The sequence below is a fragment of the Acinetobacter sp. S40 genome, from assembly GCF_016624705.1.
Taxonomy (GTDB): Bacteria; Pseudomonadota; Gammaproteobacteria; order Pseudomonadales; family Moraxellaceae; genus Acinetobacter.
Genome location: NZ_JACVTU010000004.1, coordinates 137,156 through 156,786, shown reverse-complemented (window position 1 = coordinate 156,786; position 19,631 = coordinate 137,156). Strand labels below are relative to the sequence as shown.

Below are 19,631 nucleotides of genomic sequence, written 5' to 3'. Positions count from 1 at the left end.
GCTGTGGCATTGGTTCTTGATGGTCGTGCATTGGCAAAACAAATTGAAGCTGACTTGCTTACACGTGTAGAAGCATTAAAGGCAAAATCTGGACGTACCCCAATTTTGGCTACCATTTTGGTTGGAGATGATGGTGCATCTGCAACGTATGTGCGAATGAAGGGCAATGCTTGTCGCCGCGTAGGAATGGATTCACTCAAAATTGAATTAACGCAAGACACGACTACAGAGCAACTTTTAGCGGAAATTGAAAAACTAAATGCAAATCCAGATGTACATGGAATCTTGTTACAGCATCCTGTGCCTGCTCAAATCGATGAGCGTGCTTGTTTTGATGCTATTTCTCTGGCAAAAGATGTGGACGGTGTGACGTGTTTAGGCTATGGCCGTATGGCAATGGGCGAATCTGCATATGGTTCTGCAACACCCGCGGGAATTATGACTATTCTAAAAGAAAATAAGATCGAAATTGCAGGCAAACATGCGGTTGTGGTTGGTCGCTCAGCAATTTTGGGTAAACCAATGGCAGCGATGCTACTTGAAGCGAATGCTACAGTGACTATTTGTCATTCGCGCACTCAAAACCTCGCTGATTTTGTAAAACAGGCAGACATTATTGTGGGTGCAGTGGGCAAGGCTGAGTTGATTCAAAAAGATTGGATTAAACAGGGCGCGGTTGTGGTTGATGCTGGTTTCCATCCACGTGATGGTGGCGGCGTAGGTGATATTCAATTAGTAGGCATTGAAGAAGTTGCGTCTGCTTATACTCCTGTACCAGGTGGGGTAGGACCAATGACCATTACCACTTTGATTCGTCAAACTGTTGAAGCTGCTGAGAAAGCTTTAGCTTAAGATGAGCTGTTCATTTCAATTTTCAAAAGCGCCTCAGCATTTGCTTGAGGCGCTTCATCATGTCATTCCTCACTGTGAATTAATGGCACAACAGTTGCCTGAAACGCCTATTTCACTTTGGTTGATCCCACCTGTGTTTCCCACTGATCGATTGGATGATGAGGTGATTCGACGCATATGGAATGACACGCCCTATTGGATTTTCTGCTGGGCATCTGGTTTAGCGATGGCACAATGGTTGCTGGCAGAACCAGAACATGTCAAAGATAAAGTGGTCTTGGATTTTGGTGCGGGCTCGGGTGTCGTGGCGATTGCTGCAAAAATGGCTGGTGCTAAACGTGTGATTTGTTGTGATATTGATCCAGTAAGCCTAAATGCCTGTCGTGAGAATGCACTGCTCAATGACGTTGAGCTTGAGTATCTGGATGATTTATACAAGACAGAACAAGTGGATATATTGCTTGCTGCCGATGTGTTATATGACCAATGTAACCGTTTTTTTCTGGATGAGTTTTTAAAGTTTGCATCCGAAGTATGGGTGGCCGATAGCCGGGTCAAAAATTTTAGTCATCCTAAATATATTAAAATTGATGAGCGCAGCGCCACTACATGGCCTGATCTGGATGAGGCTAAAGAGTTTCGTAATGTTAGTTTTTATAAAACGCTGTAATATTTAAATTTACAGCGTTTTCTTTAGATTTTATGAGCAGGTATAGCGTACAACTTTAAGGGTACTTGGTTTGGTATCTAGCGCTTGACGGGTTGCGTAGCCTTCGCTGTTATTTAGGCTAGGAGAATCCATTAATCCTACAGACATTCGTGAATTGCCTACTTGTAAGCCATCAGGAGTTGATTGTGACGCGGCTGGATTTGCAATTTCGTTAATACTTAAAATTGATAATTTATACGTTTGTGTCGTGCCTAAAACTTGTTGGCAGGCGCGTTGTAATTTTCGCTCGTCAAGTTCCTGATTAGAGCGCCCTGCAAGTGTGTAAGCTAGCGTCGCAGACGTTGCTGTTTTATTTTCAACTTGATAGCCTGTATTACCATTGTATTGACGAGGTGTACTCTGACACGCACTTAATGCAATGACACTCCCTGAAATTAAAAATAATACTGTTTTTTTCATGAGGTTGTTCCTTCTAATCGTATTCAAATAAGCAGTCGTGTTTTTTATATTTTAAGCATTTACGCGTTTAAACAAACGATAAAATTGTATTAACTTTAAAACAAATAAAGATACATTAAAAATACACTCATCTGATCTCACTGAAATGCTTTTACTTTGTGTTCAAATTTGCTAACTTCAAATCATCTCGATTAAATACGATGATAATAATAAAAAAGGGGAATCGAATATGACATCTCATTTTAATGATCTTCCTTTTTATGATCTGGCGGTGATAGGAGGAGGGATTAATGGTGTAGGTATCGCCAATGATGCTGCAGGACGAGGATTATCTGTTTTTTTATGTGAAAAAGACGACTTTGCCAGTCATACTTCATCTGCCAGTAGCAAACTGATTCATGGCGGCTTGCGCTATTTAGAACATTTTGAATTTCGTTTAGTTCGTGAAGCACTTGCGGAACGTGAAATATTAATGGCAAAGGCTCCCCACATTATTCGTCCTCTGCGTTTTGTTTTGCCACATCGCCCACATTTACGTCCTGCATGGCTTATTCGGTCAGGATTATTTTTGTATGATTATTTGGGGAAGCGAGAAAAGCTGCCAGCCTCTAAACGTTTGGTATTGGATCATCATGGCCCATTAAAACACGATATTGTTTTAGGATTTGAATATTCAGATTGCGCTGTAGATGATGCGCGATTGGTTATTTTAAATGCCATTCAGGCTCGAGAAAAAGGCGCAGAATTGCAGATAAGGACTGAATGTATTGCTGCGGAAGTGATAGATGGTATCTGGTTATTAACTTTGAGACAGCAACAAACGCAATATCAAATACGAACCAAAGCCTTGATCAATGCAGCAGGGCCGTGGGTTGAACATTTTATAAAAGAGACGTTAAAGCTAAATTCACCTTATAAAATTCGTCAAATTCAGGGAAGTCATCTGATTGTGCCTAAACTTTATGAGGGCGATTATGCCTATATTTTACAAAATGAAGATCGGCGCATTGTATTTACTATTCCTTATCTGCATGAATATACGCTGATTGGAACAACTGACCAAATTTATCAGGGTGATTTAGAGCAAGTTGAAATCACGTCGAATGAAATTGAATATTTACTTGCCGTCGTGAATTTACATTTTGAGCAGAGTATCACCCAAGCCGATATTATTGAAACATTTTCAGGAGTTCGGCCCCTTTGCGATGACGAGTCGGATCAACCTTCAGCGGTAACTCGTGATTATACTCTGGCAATGACTACGTTGAATGGGTCGCCCCCGTTATTATCCATATTTGGTGGCAAGCTTACGACTTACCGGAAGCTTGCCGAAGCTGCGCTGGATGAATTGAGTCCTTATTTTTCAGAAATGCAGACACAATGGACTGAGCACGAGCCCTTACCAGGTGGTGAGCATTTTAAAGGTCTGGATAGCCTGATTCGAGGTATTCAATTACGAATTAAAAATATTCCAACCGAAATTGCAACACGTTGGGCGAGTAGTTACGGTACTCGTGTGTGGCAATTGCTTAGAGGAGTCGATTCTTTGGATGATTTTGGAATATATTTTGAACATAGTCTCTATCAACTTGAAGTGGATTACCTTATCAAAGTCGAGTGGGCGCAATCAGTAGATGATATTTTGTGGCGACGCAGCAAGCTAGGGTTAAAGTTTGATAAGACTCAAGTGATGGTATTAGATAATTATCTTCAAAATGTTTTGGGCAACCAACGAAGCAAGATTGCTTAAAGTGAAAGCGGCATAAAAATTTATTTATGCCACTATAAAACATAATGTATAAAGCGTTAGATCTCTTTGCCGCCGACGTTTTGGCAATTAACATTCGATGTCGTCCATCGCACCGCTGTACCAGTTGCTACAGGGCGGACAACACGCCATGGCCAAAAGCCAAAACGTTGACTCGCATTGTAGTCTACGATAGCGTCGGCATTGAGTTTTTTCGCTGTATTTCCTAATTTGGGATAAAGTTCTTCTACACTTCCATATGTGCCTTTTGCAACTTTTACACGCTTAACAACGACATATTGTTGTGATGGAATTCCATCAATGAGGCATACCCCAAAATGATGGTTTGCTTTTTCAGTTGCTGTTACTGCATGGGACGTGCCACAAAAAATAAATAAAGACAAAGTAGAAAGAATAAACTTTTTCATTGTTTGTTTCTCGTTGGATGTAAAAAAATAAATTTTAAATTATGAGTATTTTAAAGACTTTACTTCGAAATTTCTTAGCATATAACACATACTAAAACAGGCCATTATATGGCCTGTTTTATAGATTTTTGATCTTTATTTAGTGGTTTTTAACCGCATTTAATAACGCTTCTTGACGCTCTTTCAATGCTTGTGGTAAACGATCGCCAAGTTTGTTGAATAACTCAGTATGGCTCTCAATTTCGGTAATCCACTGATCTTTGTCTTGTGCTGTAATCAATTCAAATTCTTCTTTAGAAAAATCTGTACCAGCCCAGTTTAAATCATCGTAAGTTGGAACATAACCAATTGGTGTTTCAACAGCATTGGCACGACCTTCAACACGATCGATCATCCACTCAAGTACACGCATGTTCTGACCAAAACCAGGCCATACAAAGTTGCCTTCAGCATCACGACGGAACCAGTTTACGTTGAAGATTTTTGGCAATTTATTACCAGCAGCTTCAGCCTTTTCACCCACTTGCTGACCTACTTCTAACCAGTGCTGGAAGTAGTCTGCCATGTTGTAACCAGTGAATGGAAGCATTGCAAATGGGTCACGACGTACGACACCTTGCTGACCAACAGCGGCCGCAGTTGTTTCAGACCCCATAGTCGCTGCTTTATATACACCATCGATCCAGTCAAAGGCTTCAGAGACTAAAGGTACAGTATCGGCACGACGACCACCGAAGATGAACGCAGAAATTGGAACACCTGCTGGATTTTCCCAGTCAGCGTCAATTGAAGGACATTGGCCTGCTGATACAGTGAAACGTGCATTAGGATGAGCTGCCTTTTCACCGTTAACGTGTGGTTGGCCTTTCCAGTTGGTTAAATTTGCTGGAACTTCTTTAGATAAGCCTTCCCACCATACTTCACCGTTATCCGTCACAGCAACGTTGGTATAAATGACATCTTTATGCAATGTTGCCATACAGTTCGGGTTGGTCTTGGTATTTGTACCTGGCGCAACGCCGAAGAAACCAGCTTCTGGATTGATTGCATATAAGCGACCATCTTCACCTGGCTTGATCCATGCAATATCATCACCTACAGTTTCAATTTTCCAGCCTTCATAGCCTGCTGGTGGAATCAACATTGCAAAGTTGGTTTTACCACAAGCAGAAGGGAAAGCTGCTGCGATATAGTGTTTTTCACCTTTCGGGTTAGTTACACCTAAAATAAGCATATGTTCAGCTAACCAGCCTTGTTCACGACCCATTGCAGAGGCAATACGAAGCGCTAAACATTTTTTACCCAGTAGTGCGTTGCCGCCGTAACCTGAACCAAATGACCAGATTTCACGAGTTTCTGGATAATGCACAATATATTTTTCAGGGTTACATGGCCATGCAACATCTTTTTCACCATCTGCAAGCGGCGCGCCTACAGTGTGAACACATGGTACGAATTCGCCATCTGTACCCAATACGTCATAAACAGCTTTACCCATACGTGCCATTTTGCGCATGCTTACCGCAACATATGGAGAATCGGTTAGTTCAATACCAATTTGTGCGATGTGGCTACCCAATGGACCCATTGAGAATGGAACCACATACATGGTACGACCTTGCATTGCGCCATCAAACAAACCGTTTAATTTCGCGCGCATCGCTGCCGGTGCTTCCCAGTTATTTGTTGCGCCCGCATCTTCCTGCTTTTCAGAGCAGATAAAGGTACGATCTTCGACACGAGCAACGTCAGAAGGGTCAGAGTTTGCAAGATAAGAACCTGGATGTTTTTCTTGGTTGAGTGCTTGCATTGTGCCGTTTGCGATCATCAGGTCAATAAGACGCTGATATTCTTCTTCGCTACCGTCACACCACTCGATTTTTGCAGGTTTGGTTAATTTTGCAATTTCTTCAACCCATGCAATAAGCTTAGGATGACGAACGAATTCTGGTGCGTTCACTTGGGTCATGGTGAGGCCTATTTAAAAAACGTACTAAAGTACAAATCTAGATGCAGGGATACAGCAAATAGATGAAGTAAAAAAAAGTGGCGCTATTAAAGCATAAATTGATGAAAAAAATAAGACTAAAGACTAAATTAGAGTTTTAGGTCAAAAAACAGGTTAATTTTTTAAAAAACATGCATTTAACTTATTTAAGGTGCCGTTAATATATGTATTAATATGGGTAATATATATTATTTTAATTTAAAATATATTTAAAAATTAATAAGTTAATTTAAAATTAAACTTGAGAATAATTATCGATTAAATAAATGGTCATCATTTAAATTTTACATAAAGCGTATTTTATTTGACTAATTCTTGGACAAAAATAGGAGAAATCATCAGCTTAGAATGATAAAAATGCCGCCACTTCGACCACTATCCATCATTTATAACGAAAAGTCTGGGTTCCATGCAGCCAATAAAGAAGGAGTATATGAGCAAATTATGACGATTTTTACTCATCATGATTTCGAGATTCAAGTGTTTGAGCTCGGTGTCGAAGATAATTTTGATGATTTTATGCAGCAGGTTCTTGCTCGCCATACAGGAGAGGAGCGTGGTGTTGTCGTTGCTGCTGGTGGGGATGGAACTTTAAATGCTGTGGCCTCCAAACTAAAAAATACCGATATTCCAATGGGAATTTTACCCTTAGGCACTTTTAACTACGTGGCTCGTGTTTTGGGTATTCCGCAAGATTTACTTCAGGCAGCGCAGGTGATTGCTACAGGTGTACCACGTTCTGTTCATGTTGCTACAATTAATGATCGTATTTATTTAAATAATGCGAGTTTAGGTTTATATCCTTTATTTATTCAAAAAAGGGAACACTATAACCAACGCTTTGGGCGTTTTATTTTTAATGCCTATACCTCGGGTTTAGATGTGCTTATTCGTGATCATAAAGAGCTTAAATTATCAGTAACAGTGGATAAGCAAGTTTATCCGGTGAAAACACCCTTGATTTTTTTTGGTAATAATCAGTTGCAACTGCAAGAAATGAATTTACACATTGCTGAATGTGTGGCAGAAGGGCGTGTTGCAGGCGTTGTGGTAGCCAAAAGTGATAAATTAAGTTTATTTCGGATGCTCTTTCAATTGATCAAAGGAGATCTTGAGCATGCTAGAGATGTTTATAGCTTTAGTGCCGATCAGGTTATCGTGGAATCAAAAAGTAAAACTTTAACTGTTGCTATTGATGGGGAAATTGAAGAGTTAAGCACGCCATTAAAATTTGGTGTGGTAAAGAATGCTTTAAATATTATGGTACCTGATCATGTTATTGCATCTGTCTGATTTGCATTTTGGTACAGAAAAGCAAGAATGTCTGACTGCAATCCAAAAGTTCTGTCTGGAGCAACAACCAGAACTAATCGTAGTAAGTGGTGATTTAACCCAGAGAGCAAAATTTATTCAGTTTTATAGCTGTCGGCAGTTTTTGGATTCACTTCATATTCCTTATATTGTCGTTCCGGGAAATCATGATATTTCTTTATATAATTTGTGGAATCGTTTTTTTTCTCCATTTGTACGGTATCAATTCTTTTTTGGTGAACTCGAGCCTACTCTGGAAACTGAACATTTTTTTATTGTGGGTGTGAATAGTATTCGTCGACGTTACCATACACGTGGTTATATCTCATTGGAACAAATTCAGCGAACCAATGAAATCCTTAAACATGCACCTGATCAGAAGTTAAAACTGGTCGTTCTACATCAGCCTTTTTATACTCCGCCCGATGATCCACACGGGATTAAAGATTGTCCAGTTTTAGGGCGGATGGCATTAGAAAACTGGAGCAGAAGCGGTTTGTTTGGAGTGTTACATGGACATTTACATAAAACTGCAGTTTACAATTTAACCGAAATTTATCATCTGAAAGTTGATCATCCTGTTTATGATATTCATGCAGGGACAGCGACGTCTTATCGTTTGCATAAAGGGCTGCCTAATAGTTTTAATACAATTTTAAATGATGGCTCTATTCAGCATTACTGGTTCGATGAAAAAGCACAATCTTTTGTTTTGCGCATTGATTCGGTAGTGAAAAACCATAAAGATGCCTGAGTGATTAAAAAAAATACAAAAAATAGCATTTTTTTTGATTTTTCCCCTTGAAGCGTTTTTTTCCATCCCCACAAAAGTGTCATCAAATTCATTTTGATGGTTGCTAAAGGAATAATGACGGCAAGCATCATTTATCAAATCATAGACTTAGTCTGATGGAGTTATTTATGAGCAACATTCGTCCATTACATGACCGTGTAGTAATTCGTCGTGTTGAAGAAGAAACAAAAACGGCTGGCGGAATTTTATTGCCAGGTTCTGCTGCTGAGAAACCCGCTCAAGGTGAAGTTATCGCAGTAGGTAATGGTCAAATCACTGACAACGGCGTACGCGCTTTGGACGTAAAAGTAGGCGATAAAGTGTTATTTGGTACTTATGCAGGTACAACTGTAAAAGTAAATGGCGACGAATTTTTAATCATGAAAGAATCTGACATTTTAGCCGTTCTTGAAGGCTAATTTTTCACTTTAACTCATTGATAAATCAGATCAAGCATAGATAGAAATATTTGGAGTAAATAATGTCAGCTAAAGACGTTAAATTCGGTGATTCAGCGCGTTCAAAAATGATCGCAGGTGTCAACGTTCTTGCAGATGCAGTGAAAGTGACTTTAGGCCCTAAAGGTCGTAACGTAGTAATCGATCGCTCTTTTGGTGCACCGCACATCACTAAAGATGGTGTCACTGTCGCAAAAGAAATCAGCTTAAAAGACAAGTTTGAAAACATGGGTGCGCAGCTTGTACGCGAAGTATCAAGCAAAACTAATGATATTGCGGGTGACGGTACTACAACGGCAACTGTACTTGCTCAAGCTATCTTAAATGAAGGGATCAAATCAGTAACTGCTGGTATGAACCCAATGGATCTTAAACGCGGTATTGATATTGCAGTTCGTGCTGTAGTAGAAAACATCCGTACCACATCTAAACCTGCAGATGACTTTAAAGCGATTGAGCAAGTGGGTTCAATTTCTGCAAACTCTGATGAGACTGTGGGCAAATTGATTGCTCAAGCGATGGAAAAAGTCGGAAAAGAAGGCGTGATCACAGTTGAAGAAGGTTCAGGCTTTGAAGATGCGCTTGATGTTGTTGAGGGCATGCAGTTCGATCGTGGTTATATCTCACCTTATTTTGCTAATAAACAAGATACTTTAACCGCTGAACTTGAAAATCCGTTCATCTTATTGGTTGATAAAAAAATCAGCAATATTCGTGAATTGATCACCACTTTAGAAGCAGTTGCTAAAACAGGTAAACCGCTTTTAATCATTGCCGAAGATGTTGAAGGTGAAGCGCTTGCAACATTGGTTGTCAATAACATGCGCGGTATTATCAAAGTATGTGCAGTTAAAGCACCTGGTTTCGGTGATCGTCGTAAAGCAATGCTTCAAGACATTGCGATCTTGACGGGTGCGACTGTGATTTCTGAAGAAGTGGGCATGTCTTTAGAACAAGCAACACTTCAAGATTTGGGTACTGCGCATAAAGTAACCGTTTCTAAAGAAAACACTGTAATCGTGGATGGTGCTGGTGATGCCAATGCGATTGCTGAACGTGTTCAACAAATTCGCGCGCAAATCGAAGAATCAACGTCTGAATACGACAAAGAAAAACTTCAAGAGCGTGTTGCAAAACTTGCTGGCGGTGTTGCCGTGATCAAAATCGGTGCAGCGACTGAAGTTGAAATGAAAGAGAAGAAAGACCGTGTGGATGATGCTCTTCATGCGACTCGCGCTGCAGTTGAAGAAGGTGTAGTTGCAGGTGGTGGTGTTGCGCTGGTACGTGCAGTTAATGCATTAGAAGGTCTAAAAGGCATAAACGAAGACCAAACAGCAGGTATCAACATTTTACGTCGCGCTATCGAAGCACCACTTCGTCAAATCGTGGCTAATGCGGGTGATGAACCTTCTGTCGTTGTAAATGCGGTTAAAGCAGGTGAAGGTAACTATGGTTACAACGCTGCGACAGGTGTTTATGGCGACATGCTTGAGATGGGTATTCTTGATCCAGCAAAAGTAACTCGTTCTGCTCTTGAACATGCTGCTTCTGTAGCAGGCTTAATGTTGACGACTGAAGCTATGATCACTGACATTCCAGAAGATAAACCAGCAATGCCAGACATGGGTGGCATGGGTGGTATGGGCGGCATGATGTAAACCGCTTATATATAGTTTAAGTTATATTAATTTAATATGATTTAGACTATAAATTTTTAACTTGCTCATAATGTACCCACGTTTGAGTTTGTAAAAAAGGTCACAAATTTTATTTGTGACCTTTTTAATTTGATACTTGGATGCTTAGCTTTCTTAAAATAAGTTAAAATATCGGTAAGATTTTAACTGTTGAATAAATGAATATTTAAATAAATATGCTTGAAGAAAATTAGGTGTTTATAGTTGTGGAATAAAATCTATTCTATTTTAAGTAATAAAAGAGTTTTCAAGAATGCAGGTAAAAGATAGCTATTAAGATAAATTTTTACCTCAAAAAGATAATTTAAAAATAAAAATATTTTCTTGCTCATAAACTACAAAGATAAAATTTTCTAGAATTATATTTTTAACTGAGACAGCCAGTGTTTGAGCATTCTTTACCTTAAACCATATTTTAAGCTACATGGGGTATTTTTTTAATGACCAATGATATAGCTATGGCGCAAACTCCTCACAAGTGAACTAAAAATAAACTAAGTAAAAATCCTCTGTCTATTTAGACAGAGGATAGCTGACATCATTTCATAGAATTAAAATTTGTATTTTAAGCTGAGCATTCCGTTGATGGGTTCTGCATAAGTATATTCATAAGCTGAATATCCAGAGTAATATGCTTTATCAAATAAATTATTGATATTTAGCTGTCCGGTTAGATTTTTAGAAAAGCTGTATGAAGCCATTAAATCAACGGTTGCATAAGCCTCTTGAGTCACTTTTTTAGCTCCGGAACCTTTATAGCCATCACTTTTCCAGTTTAATCCTGCACCTATACTAAAATCGTTAATACTATATTTTGTAAAAATATTGATATTGCTTCTCGGAGCTTTTGTATTAATTTTTTCTCCATCTTGTTTTATCTCAAAATTTACAAATCCTGCACTTAAATCCCAGTTATCAGTCAGTTTTCCAGTTACTTCTAACTCTATTCCCTTAGATGTTACTCCGTCTTTGGCTTCGTAGATATAATTTCCTACTGAATTTTTCTCCCAAGTATTTTCTGCGTAATTATCTTGCTCTACTCTAAATAAAGTGATGCCCGCATTGAGTCTTTGATCAAAATACTCACCTTTGATTCCGATTTCATAATTTTTCCCTAAAATTGGATCTAAGAGTTTATTATCTTTATTTCTTGCATTTTGAGGTTTAAAAATATCAGTATAACTTGCATAAATAGAGTGGTTATTATTGATATCATAAGTTAAACCGATGAATGGTGTAAGTTCATTGTTAAAATCATAATTCGAATAACCATCATATTTGTTCCATACATCATATTCGTAAGTTGTAAGTCTTCCACCAGCAATAATTTTTAAATCCTCAACTATCTCAAATCTACCCGTTAAATAAAAAGCTGTTTGTTTTGCATCAATATTTTCATATTTCGGTTGAGGATTTGGAGTGTCAGATAAAGAAACTTCACTTCCATTTTGTGTGAAGAAATTATTAATTGTATGAGGTGATCCAATCGTTTTTATTTGAGTATCAATTTTTTGTCTATTATATTGAAATCCTGCGATGATTTCATGTTCTCTGTTGAAAAGTTTAAAAGGTATAGAGCCATAAATATCAAAATTATCTTCTTTTATATCTTGAACATTATTGCCAAAATCTTGATATTTTAACCCTGAACCATCTTTATTTAAACTTCCTGTCCATACGTCTATATATCCATAATGATTGTCATTTTTTATATCATTATGGGTATAAATTGCATTTAATAATATGTCATATGCAAAATATTGTTTAATACCTACAAAGTATGAGTATCTTTCCGAATTCCAATATGACCAATCAGATGAATAATTTTTTGATCTGGAAAACTTTGTTTTTGTGCCATCACTATAAAAAGCAGGCAAGTTCGAAGAATCGCCCTCTATTTTTTCTTTTTCATAGCTTGCACCAGCAGATAAGGTTGTATTATCGCTCATATCTGCATCAAAAACGCCATAAACTAAATCATTTTCATCATGTACTCTATCTTTAAACGTATCAGTTTCTTTGTGACTGGTAACTAGTCGCCCTCTAATACTTCCATCCTCATTCAGGGGAGCGGATAGATCTGCCTTGATTTTATAAGTATCCCAAGTGCCAGCACTGGCATCTATACTGCCAGTAAATATTTTTGAATCTGCATGTTTTCTTACTAGGTTTATAGCACCAGCTGGATTTCCTGCACCATTTGTAAGTCCATTTGCACCTTTTACGATTTCGACCCGATCAAATTTATCCATATTATAATTATTCATCGCATAAATACTGGTAGGCATTGGAATGCCATCCATTTGATAGTAATCTAATTCAAATCCTCTTAATGTATAATATGCTCTATTATCTTGAACTCCTTTATCCGCTCCCACACCAGTCACATTTTTCATTAATGTATCAAAATCATCAATTTTTTTATCTTCAATGAGCTGGTTACTAATGACTGTGACCGATTGAGGCGTTTCTCGGATTGATAAATTGAGTTTAGTTGCGGTACGCATTTTTCCTGTAGTGTAAGAACCTGTGCCTTCCGTTGTACTTGAATCTGCATTTACTGTGATCATAGGTAATTGTGTTGTATTGCTATTTTTTGACGTGGTTGCGGTTACATCAATTTTTTTAAGCTGTCCGACATCTCGGGTTTGTTGTGGCGATTGTGGTTTAGCAATAATGGTATAGCCTGTCGCAGTTTTTTGGAGTTGTAAGCCATGTTGTGAAAGTAGAGTATTAAAACCACTTTCTACATTATATGATCCTTTTAAACCTGTACTCTGTTTACGTTCAAGCAATTTGGCATCATAGGTTAGTAAAATGCCTGTCTGCTCCGCAAATTGATTTACCACTTGAGCAAGTGATCCAGCGGAAATCTGAATATTTTGTACAATCGTTGTATTGGCAAATACTGATGCACTATTGATACTACTAGTAAGTACTGTAACAGCTAATAGACTATGTCTGATTGCAATGCTGAGTAAATTCGCTTTAAATTCTATATGCTTCATTTAACTTCCCCATAGGTAAAAATTGTTTTCTTATTACCTATGCCCCCTGAGAATGAAAAACCCCTCACCAAAATTAAAAATATTTTCATTTTTATTTTAAGTGTATGATTTTATTTAAATTAAATTTATTAATTTTCTTTTAAAGAGATTTTTTTCCAGTAATAAAACTCAGATTCAACTTTGATTGGTAATTGTTGCTCAAGAGAATGTAAGACTTTTTCACTGTCCTGCACTGGGAATACGCCAGAAACTTCTAATCCTGCAATGTTGTGATCATAGCGTAATTTACCTCGATGATAACGATCTAGCTCAGTGATAAATTCTGTGAGTGGCATTTTATAGACATTAAGTGTGCCGCTGCTCCAAGAGCTATACTTTGAATGAAGAGGTTCAATCGGTTGAATGGTTTGTTGGTTAAACAAGACTTGCTGATTCGCCAAAAGATTCGTTTTTTCTTTTGATTTCAGGGTGGTGATTTGTACTTCACCTTCCGTCACGGCAACTACGGTATTTTGATCATTTTGCCGAATATCAAAGTGTGTACCAACATCCTGCATCATGCCGTCACGACCTTGAACCAGAAAAGGTCGGTGCTGTGCGTCATGTCCTACCACAATTTGGATTTCGCCTTTGATTAATTCAATTTTGCGTTTTGACGTATTGTAATCAATGTTAATTGCTGTATTAGTATTTAAAATAATCTGTGATCCATCAGCCAAGCGAATCTGTCTTTGTTCACCCACTTCGGTTTTATAGTCAGCTTGCCATTGCTGCCAAAGTTGGTGTTGCTCAGCCTGATACAACCCCAACATGCTTGTGCCAAATACGAGCAACCAAATGATGGACTTTAGGCTATATTGCCAGAGAGATTTGTCCTTCTGTTCAACTGCTACAATTGCCTGATGGAGAAGAGGGTGTTTAATATTGGCAAGTGAGAAACCAAATTGTTCCAGACATTGCCAAGCGTATTGGTGACTTTGATCTTGTTTTAGCCAGTCTTGAAATTCAGAAAGTTCCTGTTCGCTTATGTCATCTGCTTGCAAACGTACAAACCATTCAGTTGCTTGTTGGCTAATCTCTATTGAAATGTGAGATGAATTTTCTGGAAAAATTGATTTATTTGACATAAATCAAGCAATGTCAAAGGAAAAGATTATCATATGCTAAATTAAATCGGCAAAACAACATTGATGTAAAGCCTTAATGAGATAGCGTTGAACAGTTGCAATAGAAATGTTGAGTTGTTTGGCTGCTTGCGCCTGCGTTAAACCTTCTAATTGAGTCAGGAGAAAAGCCTGTTTCACTATTGTCTCCAAGCCACTTAGACGACGATCGAGTTCGACAATCGCATCTAGCAAAATGATCTGGGTTTCTGGATCTGGTGAATATTCTTCCGGAAGACTTGCAATAAATTCCAAGTAACTTTCTTCAATTTTTTGATGGCGATAAAAATTGCTGACCATACCTTTTGCGATTGTTAATAATAATGCACGAGGTTCTAGGGGAGTAATGGATGTTTTTTTGCTTAATAAACGGACAAAAGTATCTTGAGCAATATCTTCGGCGTATTGTCGATTTGGCATCTTTTTTGATAACCAGCGATATAACCATTGATGATGATCTTTATAAAGATGCTCAACAAGATTCATCATAATTGAACTAAAATAATTAAATAATAATTATTCTCAATTTTAACCTTGTTCTCATCGTTGTGCAATTGTATAAAATGAATGTCTTACTTTATAGAAAAAGGTGAGTTAAATCCCATCATTTTGAGATGAAACTTTGAACAGATGAAGAACTAAACATGCTTCATTATTCTATTCTTTAAGACGAGCACGTTAAAAAACTGACTGTAGCGTTAATTTTTTAATCTAAAATTATTTCATAACGAGATATTTGTATTTAATTAAGCGAACTCTTATCAGAAATCAATGTGTGGTCATTTCTTTAAATCAGATTCTATTTGCAACTGTTCACAGGTGGCCCATAGGTAACGTTCGTTCTCGAAAAAGTCGGTTTGATGGACACAATAAGGCAAATTTATTACAAAAAACTCCCTGTGGATGTAGGAATTTTTGTTTAAAAGTTAATCTAATTTTAAGCTTCTATGTTTATTCTAAAAATTAAGAAATCTAGGCTGTAATTTTTCTTTTGCCATACTTATCACAAAAAAGTATGGTTTTTTTATGCCCATAAAATCATAATCCAAGTCAACGCAATTAAACTCAAGGCGACAAATTGAGCAGCGCTACCCATATCCTTGGCATTTTTAGAAAGTTCATGTTTTTCCAGTGAAATACGATCGACAACTGCTTCAATAGCAGAATTAAAAAGCTCAACGATAATGGCAATGAAACCTACACCAATCAATAAAATTCTTTCGATTACACTAAAGTTTAAACTTAAGTTTATGATTAATAAAATAATATTGAGTAATATAATCTGTCTAAATGCTGCTTCCTGAGTAAACGCTGTTTTAAAACCAGCGATGGAGTAGTTGGTGGCATTTAAAATACGTTTTATGCCGTGTTGACCTTTATAGGGAGATGGAACAGTGGTTTTCATGAAAATTTACCATTAATCAGAATATGGTTTAAAGTTTAAAAAAAATTGCTTAAGACAAAATGAGGATCGTGAGAAATTTCTTTGATTGAAAGCAGGAGATTTATGACCTAGCATTATCTCCTTATTTGACACAGTGATGACAGTTTCATTATTTTTTAATGAAGAACAGCCTGAAATTTCGCAGTCTTTATACATAATCTCCATGATTTATCCGTTTTTTTTTAAGTCTGAAAAATTATATTAAAAAAACTTGTATTTAAATAAAGACTCATTGATTATCAATGAATTATTTAAATTGTTAATCATTCCCATTGAACAATTTTTTATTACACATTTTCGCTCCCTTACATTGGAAGTAAAGCGCTCATGCTCTCCAGATTTTTTATTGATCGTCCCATATTTGCCTGTGTGCTCGCCATTATTGTGATGGCGGTGGGTTTATTTTCAGTTTTAAATTTGCCTGTTGAGCGTTATCCAGATATTGCACCACCGCGTATTACTGTTTCAGCGACCTATAGTGGTGCGGATGCACAGGCAGTTGAAGATAGCGTGACACAAGTATTGGAACAGCAAATCAAGGGAATCGATCATTTACTGTATTTTAGTTCAAGTAGTGATGCCAATGGCAGTAGCCGAATTAGCCTATATTTTGCTCAGGGGACTGATCCTGATGAAGCTCAGGTTCAGGTTCAAAATGCAGTTAATGGCGCGATTAATCGACTCCCAGATGATGTTCAGCGCCAAGGAATCACAGTTCGTAAATCCTTAAGTGATTCATTCATGGTGATTGGTCTAGGGGATCGTTCAGGACGTTCAAGTAACATTGATATTTCGGACTATTTAAGCAATAACTTTGAGCTGAATTTGAGCCGGATTGAGGGAGTGGGTGAGGTCAATGTATTTGGCTCACAGTATGCAATGCGTATCTGGCTGGATCCTATTAAGCTTCGTCAATATCAATTGATGGTGAGCGATGTTCGTACCGCACTGGAAAACCAGAATACCCAAGTAGCAGCTGGAGCAATTGGTGAATTACCAGCCAGTAATGATCAATATCTAAATGCCAAAGTTACTTCAGGTTCGCTACTTAAAACGCCTCAAGAATTTGAAAATATTATTCTTAAAGCCAATCAAAATGGCAGTTTCGTTTATCTCAAAGATGTAGCAAGAATTGAGGTAGGTGCAGAAAACTATCAAGTTTTCAACCGACTTAATGGCTATCCCGGTTCTGGTTTATCGATTTCGCTTGCAGTAGGAGCCAACTTGATGCAAACCGCGAAAGCAGTTTATGCAGAGGTGGATACCCTTAAGAAGAATTTACCTGATGGTTATTTTGTCATTTACCCCCGCGATGATACGCCTTTTGTCAAAGAGTCGATTGCACAAGTGGTTTCTACCTTGGTTGAAGCCATTGTACTGGTCGTATTGGTCATGTTTTTGTTCCTACAAAACTGGCGAGCTACCTTGATTCCCGCGATCACCGTGCCTGTGGTGATTCTCGGTACCTTTGCGATATTGTCGGTCTTGGGTATGAGTATTAATACTCTAACTTTGTTTGCCATGGTTCTAGCAATTGGTCTGTTGGTGGATGATGCCATTGTCGTGGTTGAAAATGTCGAACGAATTATGCATGAGCAACATGTAGATGCTAGACAAGCCAGCATTCAGTCTATGCAAGAAATTGGTGGGGCGCTGGTTGGGATTACGTTGGTGCTTACCGCTGTCTTTATTCCAATGTCATTTTTCAGTGGTGCAACAGGCATTATCTACCGTCAGTTTTCCATTACTTTAGTTGCCGCTATGGGTTTATCCTTAATGGTTGCGCTGATTTTAACCCCAGCATTATGTGCTGTTTTACTTAAGCCGCAAAAAAAACAGTTTCGATGGGCACAATGGTTTAATGGTCGTTTGGAAAAATTAAAGACGCATTATCTGGCTCTCTCTAAAAAATCTATCGATTTTAAATATATTTCTGGCGCAGCTTTTGTTGTATTGGTTTTCAGTTTTATTTTGATTTATCGGGCTTTGCCTACCAGTTTTCTCCCTCAGGAAGATCAGGGAGCCTTAATGGTTCAATTCACCTTGCCTGAAGGTACGCCTCTGAGTAAGACTGAAGAAGTAGGAAAACAGATTTCAGATTATTTTCAAAATACTGAGAAAGAAAACACCAATGGAATCATGGTCATCAATGGTCGTAATTTTTCAGGAACAGGGCAAAATCTGGGGCAAGCTTATGTTTCCCTGAAACACTGGGATGATCGTAAAGGACAGAAAAATAGTGCTCAGCAGATCCGTGCTAGAGCCACTAAATATTTTCTAAAAAACAATCAGGCAAGGATTAATGTCCTGATGCCTTCGGTAATTCGCGGGTTAGGTAATTCAGATAAAGTTGATTTCTGGATACAGGATGTGAAGGGTTTAGGGCGTGAGAAATTGATTGCCGCCTTTCAAAATCTTCAACAGAAAAGCGAAACCACACAGCAAGTCACGAATGTCGATAAAAAAAGTAATGACGATCAGGCGGTGTTGAATATCAAGATTGATCATCGAATTGCCATGGCAAATGGGGTGAATGTTAATGATATTAACCAAACCTTATCGACTGCATGGAGTGGAACCTATGTGAATGACTTTATTGATCGTGGACGCATTAAACGCGTTTATTTGCAAGGTGATGCACCATATCGTTCTAAACCCGAAGATTTAAGCTACTGGTTTGTCAAAAATGCACAAGGCCAAATGATTCCGTTTAACCAGTTTAGTTCGGTACAATGGCAGGGCGCGCCGCCTTTATTAGAGCGCTTTATGGGTTATCCATCTATTGAACTTGAAGCTGATGCTGCTAATGGATTTAGTTCAGGTCAGGCTATGCAGCAAATCGGCACAATGGTAGAACAAATGCCAGATATTGGTTTGGCGTGGAGTGGATTATCCTATCAGGAATTACAATCCAGTAATCAGGCGGTCTGGTTATATGTGATCTCAATTGCATTTATCTTTTTATGTTTGGCTGCACTCTATGAGAGCTGGTCTATTCCGACTGTAGTGATGATGGCTATTCCCTTAGGGATTGGTGGAACTATCCTGTTTAGCTACTGGTTTAACTTTGCCAATGATATTTATTTCCAGATAGCCTTACTGACAACGATCGGGTTGTCTTGTAAAAATGCCATTCTGATGGTTGAATTTGCTGCAAATTTACAAGAGCAGGGCGCAAGCGCAATGGATGCAGCGTTGAAATCCGCTGGATTACGCTTACGTCCCATTCTTATGACGTCGCTTGCTTTTGGCGCAGGTGTTGTCCCGCTCATGTTTTCTAGTGGTGCTGGTGCATTAAGTCGTCAGGCCATCGGTTATAGTGTATTTGGCGGAGTTTTATTTGGGACTATTCTAGTTTTAATATTTATTCCCTTTATGTATGTTCTGATCCGGACGGTTTTTAAATATCAGGCTAAAAGAACTTAATTGGATTAAACGTGAATAGCGTAAAGTGAGAAATCTAAATGATATAAATCTCGTGATTAAAAGATTATTTAATTTTTCCGTTACGCTTTTAATATGTATTCAATGATTTAATTCGAGTAAAAATAATATCAAGCCAGACAGAATAGTCTAATGCTTATTCTGAAGTG

Annotated in this window: 15 protein-coding genes; 8 read left to right on the top strand and 7 right to left on the bottom strand. The window is 38.1% G+C overall.

What is annotated here, in order from left to right; all coding sequences use genetic code 11:
* Nucleotides 1-3 precede the first annotated feature (3 nt).
* Both folD and IAE19_RS08000 read left to right on the top strand, forming a co-directional pair.
* Nucleotides 4-852 (top strand): bifunctional methylenetetrahydrofolate dehydrogenase/methenyltetrahydrofolate cyclohydrolase FolD, encoded by an 849-nt coding sequence (gene folD, locus IAE19_RS08005; RefSeq protein ID WP_200460416.1) that lies wholly within the window; start codon nucleotides 4-6, stop codon nucleotides 850-852.
* Nucleotide 853: 1 nt separating this feature from the next.
* Complete coding sequence (locus IAE19_RS08000) at nucleotides 854-1,522, top strand: class I SAM-dependent methyltransferase (RefSeq protein ID WP_200460415.1); 669 nt, start codon at nucleotides 854-856, stop codon at nucleotides 1,520-1,522.
* A 30-nt stretch (nucleotides 1,523-1,552) separates the two neighbouring features.
* On the opposite strand, the gene IAE19_RS07995 is transcribed toward IAE19_RS08000, so the two are convergent.
* Nucleotides 1,553-1,981: a hypothetical protein gene (locus IAE19_RS07995; RefSeq protein ID WP_200460414.1), complete on the bottom strand. Its 429-nt coding sequence runs from the start codon at nucleotides 1,979-1,981 to the stop codon at nucleotides 1,553-1,555.
* Nucleotides 1,982-2,210: 229 nt separating this feature from the next.
* On the opposite strand from IAE19_RS07995, the gene glpD reads away from it, so the two are divergent.
* On the top strand, nucleotides 2,211-3,731 hold the full coding sequence (gene glpD, locus IAE19_RS07990) for a glycerol-3-phosphate dehydrogenase (protein ID WP_200460413.1): 1,521 nt from the start codon (nucleotides 2,211-2,213) through the stop codon (nucleotides 3,729-3,731).
* 56 nt (nucleotides 3,732-3,787) lie between these two features.
* On the opposite strand, the gene IAE19_RS07985 is transcribed toward glpD, so the two are convergent.
* Together IAE19_RS07985 and IAE19_RS07980 are read right to left on the bottom strand one after the other, a co-directional pair.
* The gene (locus tag IAE19_RS07985; RefSeq protein ID WP_200460412.1) at nucleotides 3,788-4,156 is read right to left on the bottom strand and encodes a hypothetical protein; all 369 of its coding nucleotides are present in this window, start codon (nucleotides 4,154-4,156) and stop codon (nucleotides 3,788-3,790) included.
* 139 nt (nucleotides 4,157-4,295) lie between these two features.
* Entirely contained in the window at nucleotides 4,296-6,125 is a 1,830-nt protein-coding gene (locus IAE19_RS07980; RefSeq protein ID WP_200460411.1) for a phosphoenolpyruvate carboxykinase (GTP), read from the bottom strand.
* 396 nt (nucleotides 6,126-6,521) lie between these two features.
* On the opposite strand from IAE19_RS07980, the gene IAE19_RS07975 reads away from it, so the two are divergent.
* From IAE19_RS07975 to groL, 4 genes are all read left to right on the top strand, one after another.
* A complete protein-coding gene (locus IAE19_RS07975) occupies nucleotides 6,522-7,457 on the top strand; it encodes a diacylglycerol/lipid kinase family protein (protein ID WP_200460410.1) in 936 nt (311 codons plus the stop codon).
* On the top strand, nucleotides 7,438-8,229 hold the full coding sequence (locus IAE19_RS07970; RefSeq protein WP_200460409.1) for a metallophosphoesterase family protein: 792 nt from the start codon (nucleotides 7,438-7,440) through the stop codon (nucleotides 8,227-8,229). Before IAE19_RS07975 ends, IAE19_RS07970 begins: the two co-directional genes overlap by 20 nt.
* 167 nt (nucleotides 8,230-8,396) lie before the next feature.
* Nucleotides 8,397-8,687: a co-chaperone GroES gene (gene groES, locus IAE19_RS07965; protein WP_004939735.1), complete on the top strand. Its 291-nt coding sequence runs from the start codon at nucleotides 8,397-8,399 to the stop codon at nucleotides 8,685-8,687.
* Nucleotides 8,688-8,749: 62 nt separating this feature from the next.
* Nucleotides 8,750-10,384, top strand: a complete 1,635-nt coding sequence (groL, locus tag IAE19_RS07960; protein WP_200460408.1) for a chaperonin GroEL — start codon at nucleotides 8,750-8,752, stop codon at nucleotides 10,382-10,384.
* A 590-nt stretch (nucleotides 10,385-10,974) separates the two neighbouring features.
* Here the strand turns inward: groL and IAE19_RS07955 are convergent.
* The 4 genes from IAE19_RS07955 to IAE19_RS07940 form a co-directional block, all read right to left on the bottom strand.
* On the bottom strand, nucleotides 10,975-13,431 hold the full coding sequence (locus IAE19_RS07955; protein WP_200460407.1) for a TonB-dependent siderophore receptor: 2,457 nt from the start codon (nucleotides 13,429-13,431) through the stop codon (nucleotides 10,975-10,977).
* 128 nt (nucleotides 13,432-13,559) lie between these two features.
* A complete protein-coding gene (locus IAE19_RS07950) occupies nucleotides 13,560-14,558 on the bottom strand; it encodes a FecR domain-containing protein (RefSeq protein WP_200460406.1) in 999 nt (332 codons plus the stop codon).
* Between the two features lie 36 nt (nucleotides 14,559-14,594).
* A complete protein-coding gene (locus IAE19_RS07945; RefSeq protein WP_200460405.1) occupies nucleotides 14,595-15,083 on the bottom strand; it encodes a sigma-70 family RNA polymerase sigma factor in 489 nt (162 codons plus the stop codon).
* Between the two features lie 535 nt (nucleotides 15,084-15,618).
* Nucleotides 15,619-15,999 (bottom strand): diacylglycerol kinase, encoded by a 381-nt coding sequence (locus IAE19_RS07940; RefSeq protein WP_200460404.1) that lies wholly within the window; start codon nucleotides 15,997-15,999, stop codon nucleotides 15,619-15,621.
* A gap of 366 nt (nucleotides 16,000-16,365) precedes the next feature.
* Here IAE19_RS07940 and IAE19_RS07935 point away from each other — a divergent pair, with 366 nt between their 5' ends.
* Nucleotides 16,366-19,464: an efflux RND transporter permease subunit gene (locus IAE19_RS07935; protein WP_200460403.1), complete on the top strand. Its 3,099-nt coding sequence runs from the start codon at nucleotides 16,366-16,368 to the stop codon at nucleotides 19,462-19,464.
* Nucleotides 19,465-19,631: the final 167 nt, after the last annotated feature.

Excerpts from the sequence above, each read along its gene's own strand:
- IAE19_RS08000 (WP_200460415.1), top strand. The coding sequence starts at position 854 with ATGAGCTGTTCATTTCAATTTTCAAAAGCGCCTCAGCATTTGCTTGAG.
- IAE19_RS07995 (WP_200460414.1), bottom strand. The coding sequence starts at position 1,981 with ATGAAAAAAACAGTATTATTTTTAATTTCAGGGAGTGTCATTGCATTA.
- glpD (WP_200460413.1), top strand. The coding sequence starts at position 2,211 with ATGACATCTCATTTTAATGATCTTCCTTTTTATGATCTGGCGGTGATA.
- IAE19_RS07985 (WP_200460412.1), bottom strand. The coding sequence starts at position 4,156 with ATGAAAAAGTTTATTCTTTCTACTTTGTCTTTATTTATTTTTTGTGGC.
- IAE19_RS07980 (WP_200460411.1), bottom strand. The coding sequence starts at position 6,125 with ATGACCCAAGTGAACGCACCAGAATTCGTTCGTCATCCTAAGCTTATT.
- IAE19_RS07975 (WP_200460410.1), top strand. The coding sequence starts at position 6,522 with ATGCCGCCACTTCGACCACTATCCATCATTTATAACGAAAAGTCTGGG.
- IAE19_RS07970 (WP_200460409.1), top strand. The coding sequence starts at position 7,438 with ATGTTATTGCATCTGTCTGATTTGCATTTTGGTACAGAAAAGCAAGAA.
- groES (WP_004939735.1), top strand. The coding sequence starts at position 8,397 with ATGAGCAACATTCGTCCATTACATGACCGTGTAGTAATTCGTCGTGTT.
- groL (WP_200460408.1), top strand. The coding sequence starts at position 8,750 with ATGTCAGCTAAAGACGTTAAATTCGGTGATTCAGCGCGTTCAAAAATG.
- IAE19_RS07955 (WP_200460407.1), bottom strand. The coding sequence starts at position 13,431 with ATGAAGCATATAGAATTTAAAGCGAATTTACTCAGCATTGCAATCAGA.
- IAE19_RS07950 (WP_200460406.1), bottom strand. The coding sequence starts at position 14,558 with ATGTCAAATAAATCAATTTTTCCAGAAAATTCATCTCACATTTCAATA.
- IAE19_RS07945 (WP_200460405.1), bottom strand. The coding sequence starts at position 15,083 with ATGATGAATCTTGTTGAGCATCTTTATAAAGATCATCATCAATGGTTA.
- IAE19_RS07940 (WP_200460404.1), bottom strand. The coding sequence starts at position 15,999 with ATGAAAACCACTGTTCCATCTCCCTATAAAGGTCAACACGGCATAAAA.
- IAE19_RS07935 (WP_200460403.1), top strand. The coding sequence starts at position 16,366 with ATGCTCTCCAGATTTTTTATTGATCGTCCCATATTTGCCTGTGTGCTC.